We start from the raw sequence: 19,988 nt of genomic DNA on the forward strand, positions 1-19,988 counted from the left end.
TGATTTGCCCTGCTCGGTACTTAAAAGGCATTCCGTGATGATACCGGTTAATGCTCCACAGACTACGGATCCAGGGACAGGTTCAGATGCGTGGTGATGGCCTGATAGAGCTGGGGGTAGTTATCGTCAAAATGGTGTCCTCCCGACAGGGTGACGGTGGTGACGTTGGGCTGGTTGAGACGGGGGCAGAGGCGGTCGTCGTCATCGTCATCGGCACCTTGCAGGCAGAGCATCGGTAGATCGCGGATGGTCTTCACCTGCGGTTCGGTCGGGTAGCTACGTGTCTTGTGGGTCAGCATATCGCTGACGTGGATCTCGAAATCCGAGCTGGTGGAGGGGGAGAGCATCACGGCCCCGACCAGTTCCTGACGATAGTGCTCCGGCAACCGGTTGATGACGAAGGGGACAATCTCGGCACCGAACGAGAAGCCGACCAGCAGCCAGCGGGGGCGCTGCCAGCGAGTCTGGTAATCATCGAGGATCCGCTCCAGATCGGCGGTCACCTGCTCCGGGGTTTTCTTCTGCCAGTAGTAGGTGAGGGAGCTCCAGCCCACGATCGGCATGCCGTGCAGCTGAAACTGGGCGCTCAACCCCTTGTCGAGGGCCGCCCAGCCACCATCACCGCTGAGAAAGATCACCATGGGGGCGTCGGATGGCTGCTTGACCGGCAGCTCAATCAGGCTCAGGTCATCCTTGACCGGGGCGGCGTGCGCCGCAAACGACGAAACGGGCAGTACGAGACTGAGTAACAGCAATATCAGGGCTCTCATTGGCCATGCTCCTATTTCTTGATCAGCCCCAGCGGGCCGCGGCTAATCAGGGTGATCAGGTGAGTCAGGGTTCTGGGCAGTACCAGCTTGCTGCTGCAGAGCAGGTAGCGGGGTTCCCAGCGGGGCGAAAATTTCTCCTTGTAGCGTCTGAGCCCCTGAAAGTTGTAAAAACGGCTACCACGCACAAACAGGGTATTGCCAAGGCGTGCCCAGTAGCTGTTGAGCGGGTGATCGTTGAAGCCGGACATGGGGGCCATCCCCAGATTGAAGCTGGCGTACCCTTGCGCCTTGCCCCACAGCAGCAGTTCGACAAAGAGAAAATCCATGATGGGGGCGGTGCCGGTATCCAGGCTGTAGCGCATCAGATCGATGGAGAGCATCTCCTTGTTATCGCTCACCCAGAGGTTGGCAAAGCCGACGATCTGCCCCTCGTGCCACACCAGCGCAGCCGGGCTCAAGGTCAGGTAGTCAGGCTCGAAGCGGCCGACCGAGAAGCCCTTCTCCTTGCCCATCTTGCTCAGCAGCCAGGTATCGGAGACGGTCTGCAATCTGGGCAGCAGTGGGGCCACGGCACTGGCCTCGACCACCTCGAAGGTCAACCCTTCCCGTTTGCCTTTGGCGTGGCTCTGGCGCAGGCCGCGCAGGCGGCTGCCCGCCAGATCGAAGGTGGCCAGATCGACCATCGCCTCTTCACCGAGCTTGAAGGGGATCAGCCCGAGCTCCAGATAGAGCGGAAGATAGCGGGCCGAGACCTGATAAAAGACCGGGTTGGCGTCGTGCTCGTCGCACCGCTCGCGAAATTGCCAGAGCAGCTCTTCGATCTGATCGGGGTGGCCGACCGGATCCCCCATCACAATCCAGCTGTTGCCCTCGATGCCATACATCAGGAAGGCGTCGCCGGCGGGGTGGAACAGCAGGGACTTGTCCTGCAACTGGGCCAGATAGCCGTGGATCCCCCCTTCACGCACCACCAGCTCTTGGGCGCGCGCCAGCGTCTCCTTGTCTGGTTTTTCACCGACTACGCGCAGCGGTGCAAGCAGTTGGGCAACCCCGGCCACGGCCAGCACGGCCACCACGCTCCCCATGGCGCGCAGGCCGCGGGCAGCCCCGCCGTGGGGCGAGAAGTGGAACCAGAGGGCGTGGTCATACTCCACCTGACGGTAGGAGAAGAGCAGCAGCCACAGCGCCCCCAGCAGCACGGCGCCGACCGAGATGAGCCAGCCCGGGGTGTACTGGGGATAGAGCAGCGATCCCTTGCGATAGAAGAGGGAACGGCAGGGGGTCATGATGAGCAGAAAGCTGCCAAGCAGCAGGGCTGACTCCCAGTCACCCCCCTTGAGCAGGGAGAAGGCGATCCCCAGTGCCAGCAGCAGCTGGGTGATGCGAAACGCGGCGTCATGACGGCGATAGAGGCTGCGCGCCAGCAGGATCAGGAGGATACCGCTCACGCTGCCGAGCACGTGGGAGAGCTCGAGCAGGTGGAGCGGTAGCACCTGCAGCCAGACTTCAATGTGGCTGCGCATGGTCGGGATCATCCCCGAGCAGAGCAGCAGGCTACCGGCGGCGAAGGTTCCCATGCTGATAAGGGCGGGCAGAAATTCGCGTACTGCGCTCATCAGCCCCTGTAGCCGCTGCCAGCGCGCTTTTTGTTGCAGCATCTCCTGACTCGCAAAGAGCAGCAGGGCACAGAGAAAGGGAAGCAGATAATAGATGCAGCGATAGAGCAGCAGCGAGGCGAGCAGCTTGTCGGTTGGCAGGTAGTGGGCCAGCAGCAGGCTCATGCTCGCTTCGAACACGCCGATCCCGCCCGGCACGTGGGCCAGCACCCCGAGGAAGCTGGCCAGCACGAAGGCACTGAGCAGCACAGGATAGGGGACGCTATCTGCGGGTAACAGCACGAACAGCACGGCGGCGGCGGCCATCCAGTCGGCCAGCGCGACCAACAGCTGCAACAGACGAAACTTGAAGCCGGGCAGGGTCAGGGTGTGTTCGCGCCAGGAGAGACGGTGTGTGGGCCAGCAGAGGTAGCTGACCACCAACAGCAGAGCCATCATGCCCGCCAGCCTGAGCAGGGTATCTGCCCATTGCGGCCAGTCAGGCAGCAACTGTGATACATCGCAGGTCAGTAGGGCGCCACCTCCCCACGCCAGCAGGCCGAGGAAAAAGGTGATGGAGCAGAACAGCACCACTCGGGCTACCTCACCGGTCGCCAGCCCGAGGGCTGAGTAGAGCCGATAGCGTACCGAGGTGCCGGTCAGCAGGGCAAATCCCAGGGTGTTGGAGAAGGTGTAGGCGATAAAGGAGGTGATGCTGACCTGTTGCCAGGGAAGGCGCTTGCCCAGCGCATGGAGCGCCAGCATGTCATAGCTGCAGAGACAACCATAACTGAGCAGGGTCAGCAACAGGGCGCCCGCCAGTCGCGGCAGGGGTTGGGACCAGATGGCCACACGAATATCGTGCCAGTGCCATGCCTGAGTCAGGTGATACAGCACGGTCAGTGCGGTGCCGAGCAGCAGCAAGCTGCACAAGGGGCCGAGCCATTTAAGCAGATGACGCCACATGCCATGTTCCTGTGGTCATTGACCGTTTCCCGCAAAGGGGGAGCCGGGTCGTGGATCCGGTTTGGACGAGGGAGGCGCTCGTCAGGAAAATTTCGGGAAGAGATGGAAAGGGAGGCGTCAGCCTCCCTCTGTGTTATCCAGTGACCGGTTGGATCACTTGGTTTTCGGCGCGACTTTGACGGCAGGGGTCTTGGCGTGGGTGGTTTTATGGTGTTTTTTCACCACCTTGGTCTGGGTCGCCTGCGGTGTGGCTGTCTTGGTCGGAGTGGCCGCCATGGTGAAACCGGAAGTGAGGGCGAAGACGGCTGCCAGGGTCAGGGGAATGATCTTTTTCATGTTCAATTTCCTTATTCGGGTTGATGTTATGGAGCGTTCTCCATGACAGTCATCCTATGACGGTTGCAGCGGCCCTTCAGTGAGCGGTTGGTGACGGTTTGTATCCAAATGTACAGGCAGGGTGAGGCAGAAGCGGGCGCCGTGGTCACTGGCAAGCAGCGCCACATCCCCCCCGTGATGACGGGCAATGCTGCGCACGATGGCCAGCCCCAACCCGCTGCCGCCGGTGCGACGATCCCGGCTCTGATCAAGGCGTACGAACGGCTCGAAGATCTGGGGCGCCAGCGCGGGATCGATCCCCGGCCCATCATCGCTAACCTCCAGCAGATAGTTCTCCTGCAGCCGCGAGATGGAGAGGGTAACCTCGCTCTCGGCGTAGCGCAGGGCATTGCCGATCAGGTTCTCCACCGCGCGGGTCAGCAGACGCTGATCGCCGCACCAGGGCATGTAGCGTTGCGGCAGATCGAGGGTGAGCTTCTTTTCGGGGACCAGCGCTTGCCAGTCGCCAAGATGCGCTTGTGCCCAGTGACTGAGCTCCAGCTCGTCCTGCTGTAACGGCAGCTCCGGCCTGTCCAGCTTGGCGTAGGTGAGCATCTCTTCGATCAGAGCGTCCAGCGCTCCCAGATCTCGCTCCAGCGCCTGCTGCTCCTGCTCGGCAGGGGCAGGATCGAGCATGGCAAGCCGATAGCGCAACCGGACCAGCGGGGTGCGCAACTCGTGGGCGATGGCATCGGTCAGTTGCTTGCGGCTGGCAATCATGGCCTGCAATTGGGTCGCCATTTGATCGAAGGTGCGTCCCACCCGGGCCAGGCTGCTGCCCGGTGGCAGATTGGTTCGGCAGGAGAGATCCCCATCGCCCACGCGACGTGCGGTTTGCTCCAACTGCTGCAATCCGCGCCAGTGGGGGCGCAACCACAGAAGGATGGGCAGGCCGAGAGAGAGGCCGATCACCAGCAGCAGCCCCACATCGACCCAGTGCAGCTCGTGCAGGTAGGAGAGGTAGGGAACCGGGCCGACAATCAGCACCCGGTCGGTATCGGGGATGCGCTGCAGGAAGGTGTCATCCTCCTCGACGATGACAATGTTGCCGGCAGCCAGAAAGGCCTGATCCTCGCTGGCCAGCGGCTGGTGCACCAGCTCGCCGATCTTGAGGGGGAGGGTAGACTGACTGCTCTGCTCGGCCAGTCGATCGGGCCAGCGCTCTGGCGGGGTTCTTGCCAACTCGCCGGTCAACAGGCCAAGAGAGCCCTGCATCATGCGTTCGAGATAGCGATCACCCGCCCGTTCGGCGGTCACCTGATAGACCACGCCCACCAGCAGGATGGCCAAGGTGAAGCAGCCGATCAGCAACAGATAGAACTGGATAAAGAGACGGCGCATGGCGGTGCTCCCGAAAGAGGGTTATTCCCAGGCGTGGGGGACGAAGAGGTAGCCTTTCTGGCGCACAGTCTTGATCCGGGTCGGGTTGTCGGGGTTATCACCCAGTTTGCGGCGCAGGCGGGAGATGGCCACATCCATGCAGCGATCCTGACCGTCGTACTCCCGGCCGCGCAAGCTGCGAAAAAGGGCTTCCCGACTCAAGATTTGGCCCGCGTGGCAGGCGAGCTCCCACAGCAGATCAAAGTCGGCGGTCGAGAGAGCCACGCTCTCGCCATCGAGCCGCACATCTCGTCCAGGACCATCCACCCGCAGCCGACCAAATTGCAGTTGCTGGGGAACGCTGCTGGTGGCTGCCGGTTGGGTTGATGCTTGCTGGTGCTGGCGAAACTGCACCCTCAGTCTGGCCAGTAGCACGGGGGGCGGGGTGGTTTTAAGGATGTAGTCGTTGGCGCCCAGCTCCAGACTCAGGATCTGGTTCATGTCGCTATCCAGCGAGGTGAGCATTACGATGGGGCCGTCGAAGCGCGGCCGCAGATCCCGACAGAGGGACATGCCATCCTGCCCCGGCAACATGATATCGAGCAGCACCAGATCGGGCTGTTCGGCCTCGACCCGAGCCAGCGCCATATCCCCTCTGGGCTCGAGGATCACGTCCATATCGTGGCGACCGAGCCAACTGCTGATGAGCTGGCCAATCTCGGGATCATCTTCGACAAAAAGAATGCGTTGCATAGAAAAGCTCCAACGGAAAGCAGGAGAGAAGAAGAGCGATCAGCATATCAATGGCGCTTGGGAAATACAGAAAAAGAACCGGGCAGACTGATGTGCGGGGGAGTGTGGCTGTGTATCGACGGGGAGCGTGAATCGTGACAAATGGGCGGAGCCGCGTTTATCGATCTGGAGGATGATGGCCTTGCAGACAAGGCAAGGCGCGGTCGGGCGTAAAAACAAAAAAACCGACCAAGGCCGGTTTTTCGCGGAGCAGATCAGAAGGTCACTGCACCAAGTCGATGGACATCACCTTGCGACGATTATCGACAGAATAATGGGGTGGCTGATGGGGCTCGAACCCACGACAACCGGAATCACAATCCGGGACTCTACCAACTGAGCTACAGCCACCACTGAAATTTTCATCAACGCTCGCCAATCCAGAAGGATTGGGGAACATCAATGGCGCGCCCTGCAGGATTCGAACCTGCGACCCACGGCTTAGAAGGCCGTTGCTCTATCCAACTGAGCTAAGGGCGCTTTGTATCAACACGTCTTGACGACAAGTTGATGAACATGGTCGGTGATAAAGGATTCGAACCTTTGACCCTCTGGTCCCAAACCAGATGCGCTACCGGACTGCGCTAATCACCGAAAATCCCTGACCAGCATATCGACATGAGTCGTACTGGGCAACGGGCGGGCATCATAGCCAAGCGTAAGGGGCAGCGTCAACGACTTTTTCCCCCAGTAAATTCAAGTGCCTACTTATTGCCCGCTACAGGTCTGGCGTGCGTCTGCCGCTAACATCCCGGCTAAAAAAATGCGACAATGCGCGGCAGTTGAACACATGGTGAGTGGAGAACGATGTCTGCCAAAATCATAGATGGAAAACAGGTTGCGCAAACGATTCGCAGCCAGGTCGCGGCGCAAGTCCAACAGCGGTTGGCGGCAGGGAAACGGGCTCCAGGGCTGGCAGTCATTCTGGTGGGGGCGGATCCCGCCTCTCAGGTTTATGTCGGCAGCAAACGTCGGGCGTGCGAGGAGGTGGGTTTTCTCTCCCGCTCCTATGATCTGAGTGCAACCGCCAGTCAGGAAGAGCTGCTGGCGCTGATCGACCAGTTGAATGCGGATAGCCACGTAGATGGCATTCTGGTTCAGCTGCCGTTGCCGGATCACTTTGATACCACTCAGGTGTTGGAGCGGATCCAGCCTGACAAGGATGTAGATGGATTCCACCCGTATAACGTCGGCCGTCTGGCCCAACGTATTCCGGCGCTGCGCCCCTGCACTCCGAAAGGGATCATGACGCTGATCGAGACCACCGGCGTGAAGACGCACGGTCTGCATGCTGTCGTGGTGGGAGCGTCCAACATAGTGGGGCGTCCCATGACCCTCGAATTGTTGCTGGCGGGCTGCACAACCACGACCTGCCATCGTTTTACGCGGGATCTGGAAGAGCAGGTACGCCGTGCCGATCTGTTGGTTGTTGCGGTTGGCAAGCCCAACTTCATTCCTGGGGAGTGGATCAAACCGGGGGCACTGGTGATCGATGTGGGCATCAACCGTCTGGCTGATGGCTCGCTGGTCGGGGATGTAGAGTTTGAGACGGCGCGCAGCCATGCCGCCTTCATTACCCCGGTACCCGGTGGCGTGGGCCCGATGACGGTCGCCAGCCTGATGGAAAATACCCTGATCGCCTGTAGTGAATATCACGACTGATCATGGCTGGTGATAACCCTGTGATCCCGTGAGGAGGCAGGATTCGCCAGAAATCTGACAATAAAAAACCGGTTGCTCAGAGAGGAACCGGTTTTTTATTTATCCAACGGGTGTTATTTACATATTTTGTGCTTCGTTTGGCACAATCACAGAGGCGTGATTTCCTTTCGGCCCCTGTTGCAGTTCAAAATTGACAGCTTGACCCGCTTTCAGGGTCTTGTAGCCCTCCATTTGAATCGTGGAGTAGTGAGCGAAGATATCCTCACCGCCCCCTTCCGGACAGATAAACCCAAATCCTTTTGCGTTGTTAAACCACTTAACTGTGCCGGTTGCCATACTTCTACATCCTTTTATTGATTACCCAGAAGTCGTTGAGTAACCTGCGCCAGCCCTTTATAACTAGGGACATGGGCCCATAGCAGACGGGCACAGATTAGCAAGTAACCAATCTAGTCTAACTTTTGAGCGAGTCAAGAAGTTGTTAACAGCTGATGTGATCTGGTTAACAAGTCTATTGACAACCTTGTGTTAGACGGTAGTAATCTAGAGGTACCAAAGCGCGATTATGAGCAAGCAGAAAGAACTCTTTGCTAATGAAGAGATTGCAGAAGCAGAGAAAACAAAGCTGCAGCCGCCACCCATGTATAAGGTTGTGTTGAACAACGATGACTACACGCCCATGGAGTTTGTGGTGGAGGTGCTGCAAAAGTTCTTTGGTATGGATTTGGACAAGGCGACTCAGGTCATGCTGAGTGTGCATTATAGTGGTAAGGGTGTCTGCGGCATGTTTACCGCAGAGATCGCCGAAACCAAGGTTGTCCAGGTCAACACCTATGCACGTAACAACGAACATCCACTGCTCTGTACTATGGAAAAGGCTTGAATCTGATGACTTGATGGCGAGTGTGACACCACATTGTAGCTGTACTAGGGGAGGTGCCTATGTTGAATAAAGATCTAGAAAAGACGCTGAACGAGGCTTTCAAACTGGCCCGTGACGAGCGCCACGAATTCATGACCGTCGAGCACCTGTTGTTAGCCCTTCTGGATAACAGTTCAGCCCATGAGGCGCTGAGCTCTTGTGGTGCCGATATTGAGCAGATGCGCAAGGAGATCCGCGCATTCATCACCCAAACTACTCCGCTCATACCGCGCGATGATGAAGATCGTGAAACCCAGCCGACACTGGGCTTCCAGCGCGTGTTGCAGCGTGCCGTCTTTCATGTGCAATCCTCCGGCAATACCGAAGTCAGCGGCGCCAACGTGCTGGTCGCTATCTTCAGTGAGCAGGAGTCACAAGCTGCCTATTTCCTGAAAAAAGCCGAGATCAGCCGTCTCGACGTCGTCAATTTCCTCTCCCACGGGGTGCGCAAGGACAGCAAGCCGGATCTCGGCAGCAATAACAATCCCGAGTCTGATGATGATGTTTCGGCCGCCCAGATCGAGAGCTTTGCCACCAACCTGAACCAGCTGGTGCTGGAAGGGCGCATCGATCCGCTCATCGGTCGTGATCAGGAGCTTAATCGTACGATTCAGGTGCTCTGCCGTCGTCGCAAGAACAACCCGTTGCTGGTGGGTGAAGCGGGCGTGGGGAAAACAGCCATTGCCGAAGGGCTGGCCTATCGCATCGTCAAGGGTGATGTCCCCGAGGTGATTGCGGGCAGTACCATCTATTCGCTGGATATGGGTTCTCTGTTGGCGGGCACCAAATACCGTGGGGATTTCGAGAAGCGCCTCAAGGTACTGCTCAAGCAGATTGAGCGTCAGGAAGGGGCCATCCTCTTTATCGACGAGATCCATACCATCATTGGTGCCGGTGCGGCATCCGGTGGTCAGCTGGATGCGGCCAACCTGATCAAGCCGCTACTCTCCAATGGTTTGCTCCGCTGTGTGGGATCCACCACTTATCAGGAGTACGCCCAGATCTTCGAGAAAGACCGTGCGCTGGCCCGTCGCTTCCAGAAGATCGATATTGTCGAGCCGACTATTGATGACACGACCCGTATCCTGATGGGGCTCAAGAGCCGCTATGAAGCTCACCACGGCGTGCGCTATACCGCCAAGGCGATCCGTGCAGCTGCCGAGCTCTCTGCCAAGTATATCAATGATCGTCACTTGCCCGACAAGGCGATCGACGTGATCGACGAGGCGGGTGCCGGTCAACGGTTGCTGCCGGCGAGCAAGCGCAAGAAAGTGATCAATGTGCAGGAAATTGAGTCCATTGTGGCCAAGATCGCCCGCATTCCGGAAAAATCAGTCTCCTCTTCAGATAAAGAAGTGTTGAAGAACCTGGAGCGCAATCTGAAGATGGTGGTCTTTGGTCAGGATAAAGCCATTGAGGTGCTGACGGATGCAATTCGCCTCTCTCGTTCAGGTTTGGGTAACGAGCGTCGCCCGGTAGGTTGCTTCCTCTTTGCTGGCCCGACCGGGGTGGGCAAGACCGAGGTTACCCAGCAGTTGGGCAAGGCGCTGGGGGTGGAGATGCTGCGCTTTGATATGTCCGAGTACATGGAGCGCCACACCGTCTCACGTCTGATTGGTGCGCCTCCCGGCTATGTTGGTTTTGAGCAGGGTGGTCTGCTGACTGATGCGGTGATCAAGCATCCTCATTCCGTTGTGTTGCTTGACGAAATTGAGAAAGCTCACCCGGACGTATTCAATCTGCTGTTGCAGGTGATGGACAACGGCACCCTGACCGACAACAACGGGCGCAAGGCGGATTTCCGTAACGTGATTTTGGTCATGACTACCAACGCCGGTGTGCAGGAGACCCAGCGTAAATCGATTGGCTTCCAGCAACAGGATTTGAGCCACGATGCCATGGCGGTGATCAACAAGACCTTCAGTCCGGAGTTTCGTAACCGGCTTGATCACACCATCTGGTTCAACCATCTCGATATGACGGTGATCCATCAGGTGGTCGACAAGTTTATTGTCGAATTGCAGGTTCAACTGGATGCGAAGGGAGTTTCTCTCGAGGTGTCCGAGCGTGCCCGCCACTGGTTGGCAGAGAAGGGATATGACAGAGCCATGGGCGCCAGACCGATGGGGCGGGTGATCCAGGAGCACCTCAAGAAACCCCTGGCCAACGAGATCCTGTTCGGTTCACTGGTTGACGGGGGAATTGTGAAGGTTGAGTTGGTAAATGACAGCCTCAGCTTTGATTTTCAGGTCAATGTTGAAGCTGTTTCCCACTAAGCGTCAGTGATCAGAAAACGACAAAAAACCCCAACCGAAAGGTTGGGGTTTTTTGCTGAATTCCTGGCTTAGCGAGAGCGGAAAACAATACGTCCCTTGGAGAGATCGTAGGGAGTCAGTGCTACCGTTACTTTGTCTCCAGTCAGGATACGAATGTAGTTTTTGCGCATCTTGCCTGAAATATGAGCGATAACCACGTGACCATTCTCCAGTTCCACACGGAACATGGTATTGGGCAGGGTTTCGAGAATAGTGCCCTGCATCTCAATACTGTCTTCTTTAGCCATTGAATCCTCTTGATAAGCCACAACAAAAAACCGCTGGATCATGCCGGATTTAAGGCTATGTGTAAAGTTTACTCGGGCTTGGTGTCGATATTTTTCCATTCCCCCTGAATTAACAGCTCATGAGGGAGGTAATTGCGTTTGTAATTCATCTTGCGACACGCCTCTACCAGATAGCCAAGATAGAGCCAGCTTCGCCCGGTTCGCCTGGCCAGATCGAGCTGGCAAAGGATGGCAAAGGTGCCCAGGGAGCGATCGGCATAATCCGGATCGAAGAAGGTGTACATAGCGCTCAAGGAGTGGGGTAGCAGGTCTGTGGTGGCCACGCCGATAAGACGGCCCTCCTTGCGCATTTCCAGATAGAGTGGCGGCATCCAGTCACAATGGAGAAACCCGCGATACTGGCTGCGGTTGGGGGGATACATGCTGCCATCGTGATGTCGCTCGCGGATATAGCGTTCGTAGAGCAGGTAATACTCGGGTTTGTCATCATAGCTCAGGACGATCTCGATATCCCTGTTGAGCTGGCGGATCCGCTTCTGGCCACGGCTGGGACGAAAGTGTTCACTGTGAATACGAAGGGATTGGCAGGCATGGCACGCCGGGCAGTGGGGACGATAGATGTCGTTGCCACTGCGGCGAAAACCGGCAGTCAACAATCGCTCGTAACCGTTGGCGTTGAGCAGATTGTGATCCATCAGTACCAGCAACTGCTCCTGTTCATGGTCCAGATAACTGCAGGGATGCTTGGGAGTCAGCCCTACTTTTAGGATCACTTCTTCAGTCATAGACTGATCTCCCCCTCTTGCCAGCAGGAAGCCAACAGTGGTTGATGGCCAAGGCGCGCCAGCTCGGCCAGAAAACGGGCCCTTGGCCACTCCTCGATACCCAGGGTCGCCAGAAACGGGTTCTGCATCTGGCAATCGATGAGAGCGCCGCGATGGCGGGCGAAGTGGCGACAGAGTGCCACCATGGCAAGTTTGGCGCCGTTATCAATCCGGCTGAACATGGATTCACCGCAAAACAGTCGGCCGATAGAGAGGCCATACAGTCCCGCTTGCAGCTCTCCCTCCTGCCAGATCTCGATAGAGTGGGCATGACCCAGCCGATGCAACTGCTGGTAGGCCTCGATCATGGGCTGGCTGATCCAGGTGCCATCGGCAGTGCGACGAGGGGCGGCGCAGGCGGTAATGACTTCATTAAAGGCGCGATTGACAGAAATATCGAATGGGGTACGGCGGATAATCTTCTGCAGTGTCCGCCCCACATGGAGTTGGTCGGGACGGATCACCCCGCGGGGATCCGGTGACCACCACAGGGTCGGCTGGTGGGGTTCATTCCACGGGAAGATCCCCTTGTGGTAAGCTGCCAGCAATCTGGCAGGGGAGAGATCCCCGCCGATCGCCAGCAAGCCGTTGGGCTCTTCCAGCGCATGGCTGGGGTCGGGAAACCAGCAAAGCTCATCATCCAGTTGGGTAAGATAGCGAGACATAAGGCAACGAGGTTCATAGATGAAGGCCATTATCCTGATAGTATCCAGCTTGCTCTGCTTTGTCACGGCGCCCGCCGGGGCGGAGGTCTACCAGCGCAATACCGCGCGGCCGGTCAATCAGGTGGTGTTTGGTCAGGTCGAAACGGTGCGCAATATTACCCAGCGCCAGATCCTGGAGTCCGAGCACTCTGGCTGGAAGACGCTGGGTGGTGCCGTGTTGGGCGGCCTGCTGGGCAACCAGTTTGGCGGCGGTCATGGCCGTGAAATCGCCACCGCCGTCGGGGCGCTCGCGGGGGCTGCGGCTGCGCAGCAATACCAGTCCGGGGGAACCGTGGTGGAAAACAAGCTGGTGGAGCTGCTGATCCGCAACGAACAAAATGCCCTTATCAACGTGATCCAGGATTATGATCCCGCCATGGTCTTTGCCAATGGAGACAAGGTGCGCATTCTCTACTTCGATGATGGGGTGCGGGTCGACAAGACTTACTGACTTTCGATAGTCTCGGTGATGGGGAGACAGTGGCAGGAAAGGAACCCGCAGACTCTCCTGTTGGAAAGTCTGTCGGGCGGTAATACACGGGACTGATGCCCTGAGGATTCAGATAGCTGTCTCTTGAGAGACTATCTTGTCGCGACCGGTGTTCTTTGCCTGATAGAGCAGCCGATCCGCTACGCTCAGCGCCTCGTCCATGGATATCCGCCCGACGCTGATCACGCCGTAACTGGCGCGAACAAAGAGCGGGGTTTCCGGTGACAAAGGTTGCTGGCGCAGCTGCTGACGCAGCCCTTCAAGACGCTTGATCAACACGGGGACGGTACAGTGAGGCACCATCATGGCAAACTCCTCTCCGCCAAAGCGGGCGATCATGGCATCGGGGAAGAACTGGGTCAGTAGCCGGGTCAGATGGCAGAGCAGTTGATCGCCGATGGCATGGCCCCAGTGATCGTTGACCTGCTTGAAGTGATCCACATCGAGCACACAGAGTGCCAGAGGCGTCTGCTGGCGCTGATGCTCTTCAAACCATTTTTGCCCTTCGTTGAACCAGTAGCGCCGGTTGTAGAGACCGGTCAGGTAGTCACGATTGGCTGACTCCTGAATGCTGTTGAACTGCTCGAGCGCTTCCAGATTGTGGCTGACCCGACACTGCAGCTCTTCCGGCTCGAACGGCTGGTTGAGAAAGTCGTTGGCGCCTTGCTTGAGGTAGCGAGCAGAGAGACCGCGCTTGTCCGAGACCGAGATCCCGATAATCGCGAGCTGCTGCTTGCTGTATCGCTCTCTCAGCATCCGCACCAGACTGATGCCATCGATATCCGGCATATAGTAGTCGACCAGTGCCAGCCGGATGTCCGGGTGTTGCTCCAGCATCGCCATCGCTTCACGGGCATGGCTGGCCTCATGCACCTGCAACAACTGCTTGCGCAACTGGGCCATGGTGCGGTGACGGGAGGTGCGTGAGTCGTCGACTACCAGCACTTCGATGGACTGGTTGAGATAGAGGCGGTGCACCAGACTGACGGCATATTGCAGCGAGTGGCGCGAATCCTTCATCACATAGTCCAGCACGCCGGTTTCCAGCCAGGCGGCACGTTTATCCTCGCTGATGTCGGCAGTGAGGATCACCACCGGCAAACCCTGAGCCAGCAGCTCGTTGACCGCTTCGCCACGGGGCGCATCCGGCAAGGTCAGATCTACCAGCGCGACCACATACTCCTCGCCCCGACAGTGACGGGCGCCTTCTAGGGTATCGAAGGCGTCAATCTCGAGGCCTGTCTGCTGGGCAATGGCCTGAGTCAGCATACGGCGGATGGTCAGGCTATCTTCGACAATCAATATCTTCTGTTTCATTAGACTCCTTCAAATAAAAAAGGCATACCAATGGGTATGCCTTATATCACAACTGCGCTTATTTATTGCGCATCGAGGTAGCGTTCTGCATCGAGGGCTGCCATGCAGCCGGTACCGGCAGAGGTGATGGCCTGACGGTAGTTGTGGTCGGCCACATCGCCGGCAGCGAAAACACCTTCAATGCTGGTCTGGGTGGCAAAACCGTCGAGGCCGCCACGTACTTTCAGATAGCCGTTTTGCATCTCCAGCTGGCCATCAAAGATCTGGGTGTTGGGCTGGTGACCGATGGCGATGAAGACGCCCATCAGTGGCAGGTCGGTGGTGGTGTCGTTCTGGGTGTTGCGCAGGCGCACACCGGTAACCCCCATCTGATCGCCCAGTACTTCGTCCAGGGTCTGGTGAGTGTGCAGCACGATGTTGCCGCTCTCGACCTTGTCGTGCAGACGCTTGATCAGGATCTTCTCGGCGCGGAATTCGTCGCGACGGTGAATAAGGTGTACCTTCTTGGCGATGTTGGCCAGATAGAGCGCCTCTTCCACGGCGGTGTTGCCGCCGCCAACCACAGCCACTTCCTGATTGCGATAGAAGAAGCCGTCACAAGTGGCGCAGGCGGAGACGCCGCGGCCCTTGAAGGCTTCTTCGGAAGGGAGGCCCAGATACTTGGCGGAGGCACCGGTGGCGATGATCAGCGCATCACAGGTGTATTCGCCATTGTCACCCTTGAGGCGGAACGGGCGCTGGGTCAATTCGACACTGTTGATGTGATCGAACAGAATGCGGGTATCGAACTTCTCAGCATGGTTTTTCATGCGCTCCATCAGCGCCGGGCCGGTCAGCCCTTCCGGGTCGCCGGGCCAGTTCTCTACCTCTGTGGTGGTGGTCAGCTGGCCACCTTGCTGCATGCCGGTGATGAGCAGGGGATTGAGGTTGGCACGGGCGGCGTAGACGGCGGCAGTGTAACCGGCCGGGCCTGACCCCAGGATCAGCAATTTGCTGTGAGTGACTTGGCTCATGATGTGATTTCCGAGACGTGATGAGTTTGCGCGATTGTAGGTAATTCGTGATCCGGGGTCAAAGGCCAGTGAGTCGATTGTTTCAATCGGCTTCCTGCATCACTGCGCAGTCCGGTCGGGCATGAAAAAGAGATAAAAAAACCGCCCATCGCGGGCGGATTTTCACTTATCGTTGACTGGCTCAGGCCAGCGCAGATCAGTTCAGCAGGGTCAAGGGATCCGTGTAGGCAAGGCCATGAGCCACGGCGACTTCTTTGCAGGTGAGCTTGCCCTCCATCACGTTGAGGCCATGACGCAGGTGCACGTCTGACGACAGGGCGTCGCGGTAACCTTGTTGAGCCAGCTTGATGATAAAGGGGAGGGTAGCGTTGTTGAGTGCCACGGTCGAGGTACGGGCTACCGCACCCGGCATGTTGGCGACACAGTAGTGCACCACCTCATCGACAATATAGGTCGGATCCTGGTGGGTGGTGGCGTGGGAGGTTTCCACACAGCCGCCCTGATCGATGGCGACATCGACGATAGCAGAACCCGGCTTCATGCGCGCAATGTGGTCACGGCGGACAAGTTTTGGCGCAGTGGCACCCGGCACCAGCACGCCGCCGATGACCAGATCGGCCGCCAGCAGATGGCGCTCCAGCGTCTCGCTGTTGGAGTAAACCACCTTGGCCGCTCCCTGGAACTCGTTATCGAGACGGCGCAGGGTATCGACGTTGTTGTCGAGGATGGTCACATCCGCGCGCAGGCCAATGGCCATGCGGGCTGCATTGGAGCCGACCACGCCGCCGCCGATGATCACCACCTTGGCCGGTTCGACACCGGGTACGCCGCCGAGCAGCACACCGCTCCCACCGCGCGATTTTTCCAGCGCCTGGGCACCCGCCTGAATAGACATGCGACCTGCGACTTCCGACATGGGGGCCAGCAGGGGCAGGCCGCCACGGCCGTCGGTGACGGTTTCATAGGCGATACAGATGGCGCCGCTTTTCAGCAGGGCTTCGGTCTGGGGCAAGTCTGGCGCCAGATGCAGATAGGTGAACAGGGTTTGACCCGGACGCAGCATGGCACATTCGACAGGCTGAGGTTCCTTGACCTTGACGATCATCTCGGCTTTGGCGAAAACCTCTGCTGCAGAGGCCAAAATTTCGGCTCCAACAGCGATATAATCTGCATCGCTGAAGCCAATGCCGTTTCCGGCACCGCTTTGGACGAAAACAGTATGGTTTCGTGCTGTCAGTTCACGTACACTGGCCGGAACCATGCCTACGCGGTATTCATGGTTTTTTATCTCTTTAGGTACACCGATAATCATGCTATCCCTCGTCTATAGATTGGTGTTTCATGTTGCCAAAATGTTAACCAACATTTGCGCCTAGTATATTCAGGTATTGACAGGATTTGTGACCATAATTATAAAATGACTGGTGATTCTTACCAAAAAATAGCCAAAGGATGGAATAAAATGATGGAAGCTAAGAGTCGGCTAAAGGATTTGGACAGGATTGACCGCAACATTCTTAATGAACTGCAAAAGGATGGCAGGATTTCGAATGTTGAGTTGTCCAAGCGAGTTGGCCTGAGTCCTACACCGTGTCTGGAACGGGTTCGTCGCCTCGAGCGACAAGGTTATATCGAAGGATATGCCGCTATTCTGAACCCTCATTATCTGGACGCATCTCTGCTGGTGTTTGTAGAGATAACCCTCAATCGCGGGGCGCCTGATGTGTTTGAACAGTTCAATAAGGCTGTTCAGGTGCTCGAAGAGATCCAGGAGTGTCATCTGGTTTCCGGTGACTTCGACTATCTGCTCAAGACCCGAGTCAGCGACATGTCGGCTTACCGCCGTCTGTTGGGGGAAACCCTGCTGCGTCTGCCCGGTGTCAATGACACCCGCACCTACGTGGTGATGGAAGAGGTCAAGCAGAGCAGTCGTCTGGTGATCAGCACCCGATAAAGCAGGTTATGCCGTGGTATCTTTTCCATATGAGACACCATGACAGTCAGAAACGAGCGGCCGGTCCGCTCGTTTCTTCTTGTAAAGATAATTGCAAATATGGCCCCGTCCCATCAGGCTCTGGCTGACAATCGATGGGCTTTTCGGGGATACTAGGCCCCCTTATTTCCTGCATTACATGTTTTCAGAAAGGAGCCGGAGTTTGGCCGATAAAAAGCTGTTTACTCCTTTATCAGGTACACAACGGATCTTCGAAGCCGTCTTGATCGCCATCACCCTGATGGCTGCTTATCTTCTGCTTGCCCTGTTGTCCTATCATCCCGCTGATCCCGGCTGGTCCCAGACCTCCTGGCAAGGGGAGGTGAAGAACCTCGCCGGTAGTGCCGGTGCCTGGCTCGCCGACATCACCATGTTTACCTTTGGTGCTTTCTCCTATCTGGTGCCGCCGCTGGTGGTACTGCTGGGCTGGAGTCTGTTCTGGCGCCCGAGCCGTCTGCTCGATGTGGATTACCTCACCCTGGGGGTGCGGATCATCGGCTTTATCCTGACCGTGCTCGGCATGTCGGCCATTGCCAGCATGAACTTCAACGATATGCAGAACTTCTCCGCCGGTGGTCTGGTGGGGGATGTGATCGCTTCTGCCGTGGTGCCGCTGTTTGGCGGCGTCGGGGCCAACCTGATGCTGCTCTGCTTCGTGGCAACCGGTATCACCCTGTTTACCGGCTGGTCCTGGCTCACCATCGTCGAGCAGATCGGCGCGGCCTGTACCGGTTCGGTCAGCGCTGTTTACCACTTCCCGACCACCCTCGGCCGCTGGCTGACCGGTGGCTGGCGTCAACCCCGCAACGAGGGGCCGGATCCCTTGCTGGAAGGCGGGGTAGGGGCCATCGCGTTTGATGATGAGGAAGATGAGCCACACACCAGCTGGACGCGCAAGCCCAAGGCCAAAAATCAGAAGGCTGCCACCGAAGAGTGGCTGCCGGAACTCGACGACGATACCTTCGAGTTCGATCCCCAGTTTGATGATGAAGATGATGAGCCGGCTCCGGCTGCCAAGCCTAAACGTGCGGTGGCGGCTGCCAATGGTCGCCGCCAGCCGGTACTGGCTGTGGCCGATGACGATGATGAGGACGATCTGGATCTGCCGTGGGCCGAAGGGGACGACGAGGTTGCCGCGCCGGTAGCCGTTGCACCGACCAAGCCCAAGCGTCGTCCGCAGTCAACAATGCCGCCGTTGCCTAGCATCGAGCTGCTCGACCGTCCACCCGCCAAGACCCAGATGATGAGCAAGGATGAGCTGGATCGCATGGGCCGTCTGGTGGAGGCCAAGCTTGCCGACTACAACGTGCAGGCCAAGGTGGTCGGTGTCTATCCGGGCCCGGTCATTACTCGTTTCGAGCTGGATCTGGCGCCGGGCATGAAGGCGAGCAAGATCACCAACCTCTCGCGCGATCTGGCCCGCTCCTTGTCTGCCAGCAGCGTGCGGGTGGTTGAGGTGATCCCGGGCAAAACCTATGTCGGTATCGAGCTGCCCAACCGGGTGCGCCAGACCGTTTACCTGCGCGAAACCCTTGACTGCGATGCCTTCCGCGATAGCCGCAACCCGCTCACCATGGGGCTGGGTCAGGACATCGCCGGCGAGCCGGTGGTGGTGAACCTGGCCAAGATGCCGCACCTGCTGGTGGCCGGTACCACAGGTTCCGGTAAGTCGGTGGGGGTCAACACCATGATCATCTCGATGCTCTACAAGTCATCCCCCGATGATCTGCGCTTCATCATGATCGACCCCAAGATGCTGGAACTCTCGGTCTACGAAGGGATCCCGCATCTGCTGACCGAGGTGGTGACCGACATGAAGGACGCCGCCAACGCCCTGCGCTGGTGTGTGGGGGAGATGGAACGCCGTTACAAGCTGATGTCGGCAGTCGGGGTGCGCAACCTCAAGGGCTACAACGACAAGGTGCTGGCGGCCATCGAGGAGGGGGAACCTCTGCTGGATCCGTTGTGGCGCCCGGGTGACTCCATGGATCAGATGCCGCCAGAGTTGGAGAAACTGCCTCACATCGTGGTGGTGGTGGACGAATTTGCCGACATGATGATGATCGTCGGCAAGAAGGTGGAAGAGCTGATCGCCCGTATCGCCCAGAAGGCGCGGGCCGCCGGTATTCACCTTATTCTGGCGACCCAGCGTCCGTCGGTGGATGTCATTACCGGTCTTATCAAGGCCAACATCCCGACCCGGATCTCGTTCCAGGTGTCGAGCAAGATCGACTCGCGCACCATCATCGATCAGGGTGGTGCCGAATCTCTGCTCGGTATGGGCGACATGCTCTACATGCCGGCCGGTACCTCCAACCCGACCCGGGTACACGGTGCGTTCGTCGATGATCACGAAGTGCACAAGGTGGTGGCGGACTGGAAACTGCGCGGCGAGCCGAACTACATCGAGGAGATCCTCTCCGGTGAGTCGGGTGGTGAAGGTGGCAGCGGCGAATATGGCGGTGGTGGCGATGAAGAGCTGGACCCCCTGTTCGACGAAGCGGTCGCTTTTGTGGTGGAGTCCCGCCGTGGCTCGACCTCCAGCGTCCAGCGCAAGTTCAAGATTGGTTACAACCGGGCAGCCCGTCTCATCGAGCAGATGGAGAATCAGGGCATCGTCAGCTCACCGGGTGGCAATGGTCAGCGCGACGTGCTGGCACCGCCGCCGGTGCGGGACTAAGC

The 19,988-nt window shown here is 58.1% G+C and carries 18 protein-coding genes and 3 tRNA genes; 6 read left to right on the plus strand and 15 right to left on the minus strand.

Annotation, left to right across the window (positions count from 1 at the left end; translation table 11 throughout):
- Nucleotides 1–62 precede the first annotated feature (62 nt).
- From G5137_RS08300 to G5137_RS08335, 8 genes are all read right to left on the minus strand, one after another.
- Nucleotides 63–770 carry an AcvB/VirJ family lysyl-phosphatidylglycerol hydrolase gene (locus G5137_RS08300; protein ID WP_421255224.1) on the minus strand — a complete coding sequence of 236 codons (708 nt, stop codon included), beginning with the start codon at nucleotides 768–770 and terminating at the stop codon, nucleotides 63–65.
- Between the two features lie 11 nt (nucleotides 771–781).
- Nucleotides 782–3,331: a bifunctional lysylphosphatidylglycerol flippase/synthetase MprF gene (gene mprF / locus G5137_RS08305; protein ID WP_421255225.1), complete on the minus strand. Its 2,550-nt coding sequence runs from the start codon at nucleotides 3,329–3,331 to the stop codon at nucleotides 782–784.
- Nucleotides 3,332–3,484: 153 nt separating this feature from the next.
- Nucleotides 3,485–3,667 carry a hypothetical protein gene (locus G5137_RS08310; RefSeq protein WP_076494658.1) on the minus strand — a complete coding sequence of 61 codons (183 nt, stop codon included), beginning with the start codon at nucleotides 3,665–3,667 and terminating at the stop codon, nucleotides 3,485–3,487.
- A 54-nt stretch (nucleotides 3,668–3,721) separates the two neighbouring features.
- Nucleotides 3,722–5,047 carry a two-component system sensor histidine kinase RstB gene (rstB, locus tag G5137_RS08315; RefSeq protein WP_421255226.1) on the minus strand — a complete coding sequence of 442 codons (1,326 nt, stop codon included), beginning with the start codon at nucleotides 5,045–5,047 and terminating at the stop codon, nucleotides 3,722–3,724.
- Between the two features lie 21 nt (nucleotides 5,048–5,068).
- The gene (gene rstA / locus G5137_RS08320; RefSeq protein WP_216950971.1) at nucleotides 5,069–5,779 is read right to left on the minus strand and encodes a two-component system response regulator RstA; all 711 of its coding nucleotides are present in this window, start codon (nucleotides 5,777–5,779) and stop codon (nucleotides 5,069–5,071) included.
- Between the two features lie 314 nt (nucleotides 5,780–6,093).
- A tRNA-His gene (locus G5137_RS08325) sits at nucleotides 6,094–6,169 on the minus strand.
- A gap of 52 nt (nucleotides 6,170–6,221) precedes the next feature.
- Nucleotides 6,222–6,298: transfer RNA gene (locus G5137_RS08330), tRNA-Arg, on the minus strand.
- 37 nt (nucleotides 6,299–6,335) lie between these two features.
- A tRNA-Pro gene (locus G5137_RS08335) sits at nucleotides 6,336–6,412 on the minus strand.
- A gap of 213 nt (nucleotides 6,413–6,625) precedes the next feature.
- Here G5137_RS08335 and folD point away from each other — a divergent pair.
- Nucleotides 6,626–7,480, plus strand: a complete 855-nt coding sequence (gene folD / locus G5137_RS08340; RefSeq protein WP_064338144.1) for a bifunctional methylenetetrahydrofolate dehydrogenase/methenyltetrahydrofolate cyclohydrolase FolD — start codon at nucleotides 6,626–6,628, stop codon at nucleotides 7,478–7,480.
- 117 nt (nucleotides 7,481–7,597) lie between these two features.
- Here the strand turns inward: folD and cspD are convergent, their stop codons facing one another.
- Entirely contained in the window at nucleotides 7,598–7,816 is a 219-nt protein-coding gene (gene cspD / locus G5137_RS08345) for a cold shock-like protein CspD (RefSeq protein ID WP_005300025.1), read from the minus strand.
- A gap of 229 nt (nucleotides 7,817–8,045) precedes the next feature.
- Here cspD and clpS point away from each other — a divergent pair, with 229 nt between their 5' ends.
- Nucleotides 8,046–8,363, plus strand: coding sequence for an ATP-dependent Clp protease adapter ClpS (clpS, locus tag G5137_RS08350; RefSeq protein ID WP_005337111.1), 318 nt, complete (start codon nucleotides 8,046–8,048; stop codon nucleotides 8,361–8,363).
- A gap of 59 nt (nucleotides 8,364–8,422) precedes the next feature.
- The gene (gene clpA, locus G5137_RS08355) at nucleotides 8,423–10,678 is read left to right on the plus strand and encodes an ATP-dependent Clp protease ATP-binding subunit ClpA (protein WP_421207061.1); all 2,256 of its coding nucleotides are present in this window, start codon (nucleotides 8,423–8,425) and stop codon (nucleotides 10,676–10,678) included.
- Nucleotides 10,679–10,746: 68 nt separating this feature from the next.
- Here clpA and infA read toward each other — a convergent pair whose 3' ends face one another.
- From infA to aat, 3 genes are all read right to left on the minus strand, one after another.
- A complete protein-coding gene (infA, locus tag G5137_RS08360) occupies nucleotides 10,747–10,965 on the minus strand; it encodes a translation initiation factor IF-1 (protein WP_005300033.1) in 219 nt (72 codons plus the stop codon).
- Nucleotides 10,966–11,033: 68 nt separating this feature from the next.
- Nucleotides 11,034–11,750 carry an arginyltransferase gene (locus G5137_RS08365; RefSeq protein ID WP_005351203.1) on the minus strand — a complete coding sequence of 239 codons (717 nt, stop codon included), beginning with the start codon at nucleotides 11,748–11,750 and terminating at the stop codon, nucleotides 11,034–11,036.
- Complete coding sequence (gene aat / locus G5137_RS08370; RefSeq protein WP_019445527.1) at nucleotides 11,747–12,454, minus strand: leucyl/phenylalanyl-tRNA--protein transferase; 708 nt, start codon at nucleotides 12,452–12,454, stop codon at nucleotides 11,747–11,749. The genes G5137_RS08365 and aat overlap by 4 nt, the downstream gene beginning before the upstream one ends.
- Before the next feature lie 19 nt (nucleotides 12,455–12,473).
- Between aat and G5137_RS08375 the strand changes: the two genes are divergently transcribed.
- Nucleotides 12,474–12,944: a glycine zipper 2TM domain-containing protein gene (locus tag G5137_RS08375; RefSeq protein WP_005337104.1), complete on the plus strand. Its 471-nt coding sequence runs from the start codon at nucleotides 12,474–12,476 to the stop codon at nucleotides 12,942–12,944.
- A gap of 108 nt (nucleotides 12,945–13,052) precedes the next feature.
- On the opposite strand, the gene G5137_RS08380 is transcribed toward G5137_RS08375, so the two are convergent.
- From G5137_RS08380 to ald, 3 genes are all read right to left on the minus strand, one after another.
- Nucleotides 13,053–14,300 carry a diguanylate cyclase gene (locus G5137_RS08380; RefSeq protein WP_257697060.1) on the minus strand — a complete coding sequence of 416 codons (1,248 nt, stop codon included), beginning with the start codon at nucleotides 14,298–14,300 and terminating at the stop codon, nucleotides 13,053–13,055.
- Nucleotides 14,301–14,362: 62 nt separating this feature from the next.
- Nucleotides 14,363–15,313, minus strand: a complete 951-nt coding sequence (gene trxB, locus G5137_RS08385) for a thioredoxin-disulfide reductase (RefSeq protein ID WP_421207058.1) — start codon at nucleotides 15,311–15,313, stop codon at nucleotides 14,363–14,365.
- A 196-nt stretch (nucleotides 15,314–15,509) separates the two neighbouring features.
- Complete coding sequence (gene ald / locus G5137_RS08390) at nucleotides 15,510–16,625, minus strand: alanine dehydrogenase (RefSeq protein WP_421207056.1); 1,116 nt, start codon at nucleotides 16,623–16,625, stop codon at nucleotides 15,510–15,512.
- A 150-nt stretch (nucleotides 16,626–16,775) separates the two neighbouring features.
- On the opposite strand from ald, the gene lrp reads away from it, so the two are divergent.
- Nucleotides 16,776–17,267, plus strand: coding sequence for a leucine-responsive transcriptional regulator Lrp (gene lrp, locus G5137_RS08395; protein ID WP_005300047.1), 492 nt, complete (start codon nucleotides 16,776–16,778; stop codon nucleotides 17,265–17,267).
- Between the two features lie 202 nt (nucleotides 17,268–17,469).
- On the plus strand, nucleotides 17,470–19,986 hold the full coding sequence (locus tag G5137_RS08400) for a DNA translocase FtsK 4TM domain-containing protein (RefSeq protein WP_421207054.1): 2,517 nt from the start codon (nucleotides 17,470–17,472) through the stop codon (nucleotides 19,984–19,986).
- The last annotated feature ends 2 nt before the right edge of the window (nucleotides 19,987–19,988 follow it).

This window comes from Aeromonas sp. 600282 (assembly GCF_049175755.1).
Taxonomy (GTDB): domain Bacteria; phylum Pseudomonadota; class Gammaproteobacteria; order Enterobacterales; family Aeromonadaceae; genus Aeromonas; species Aeromonas veronii_A.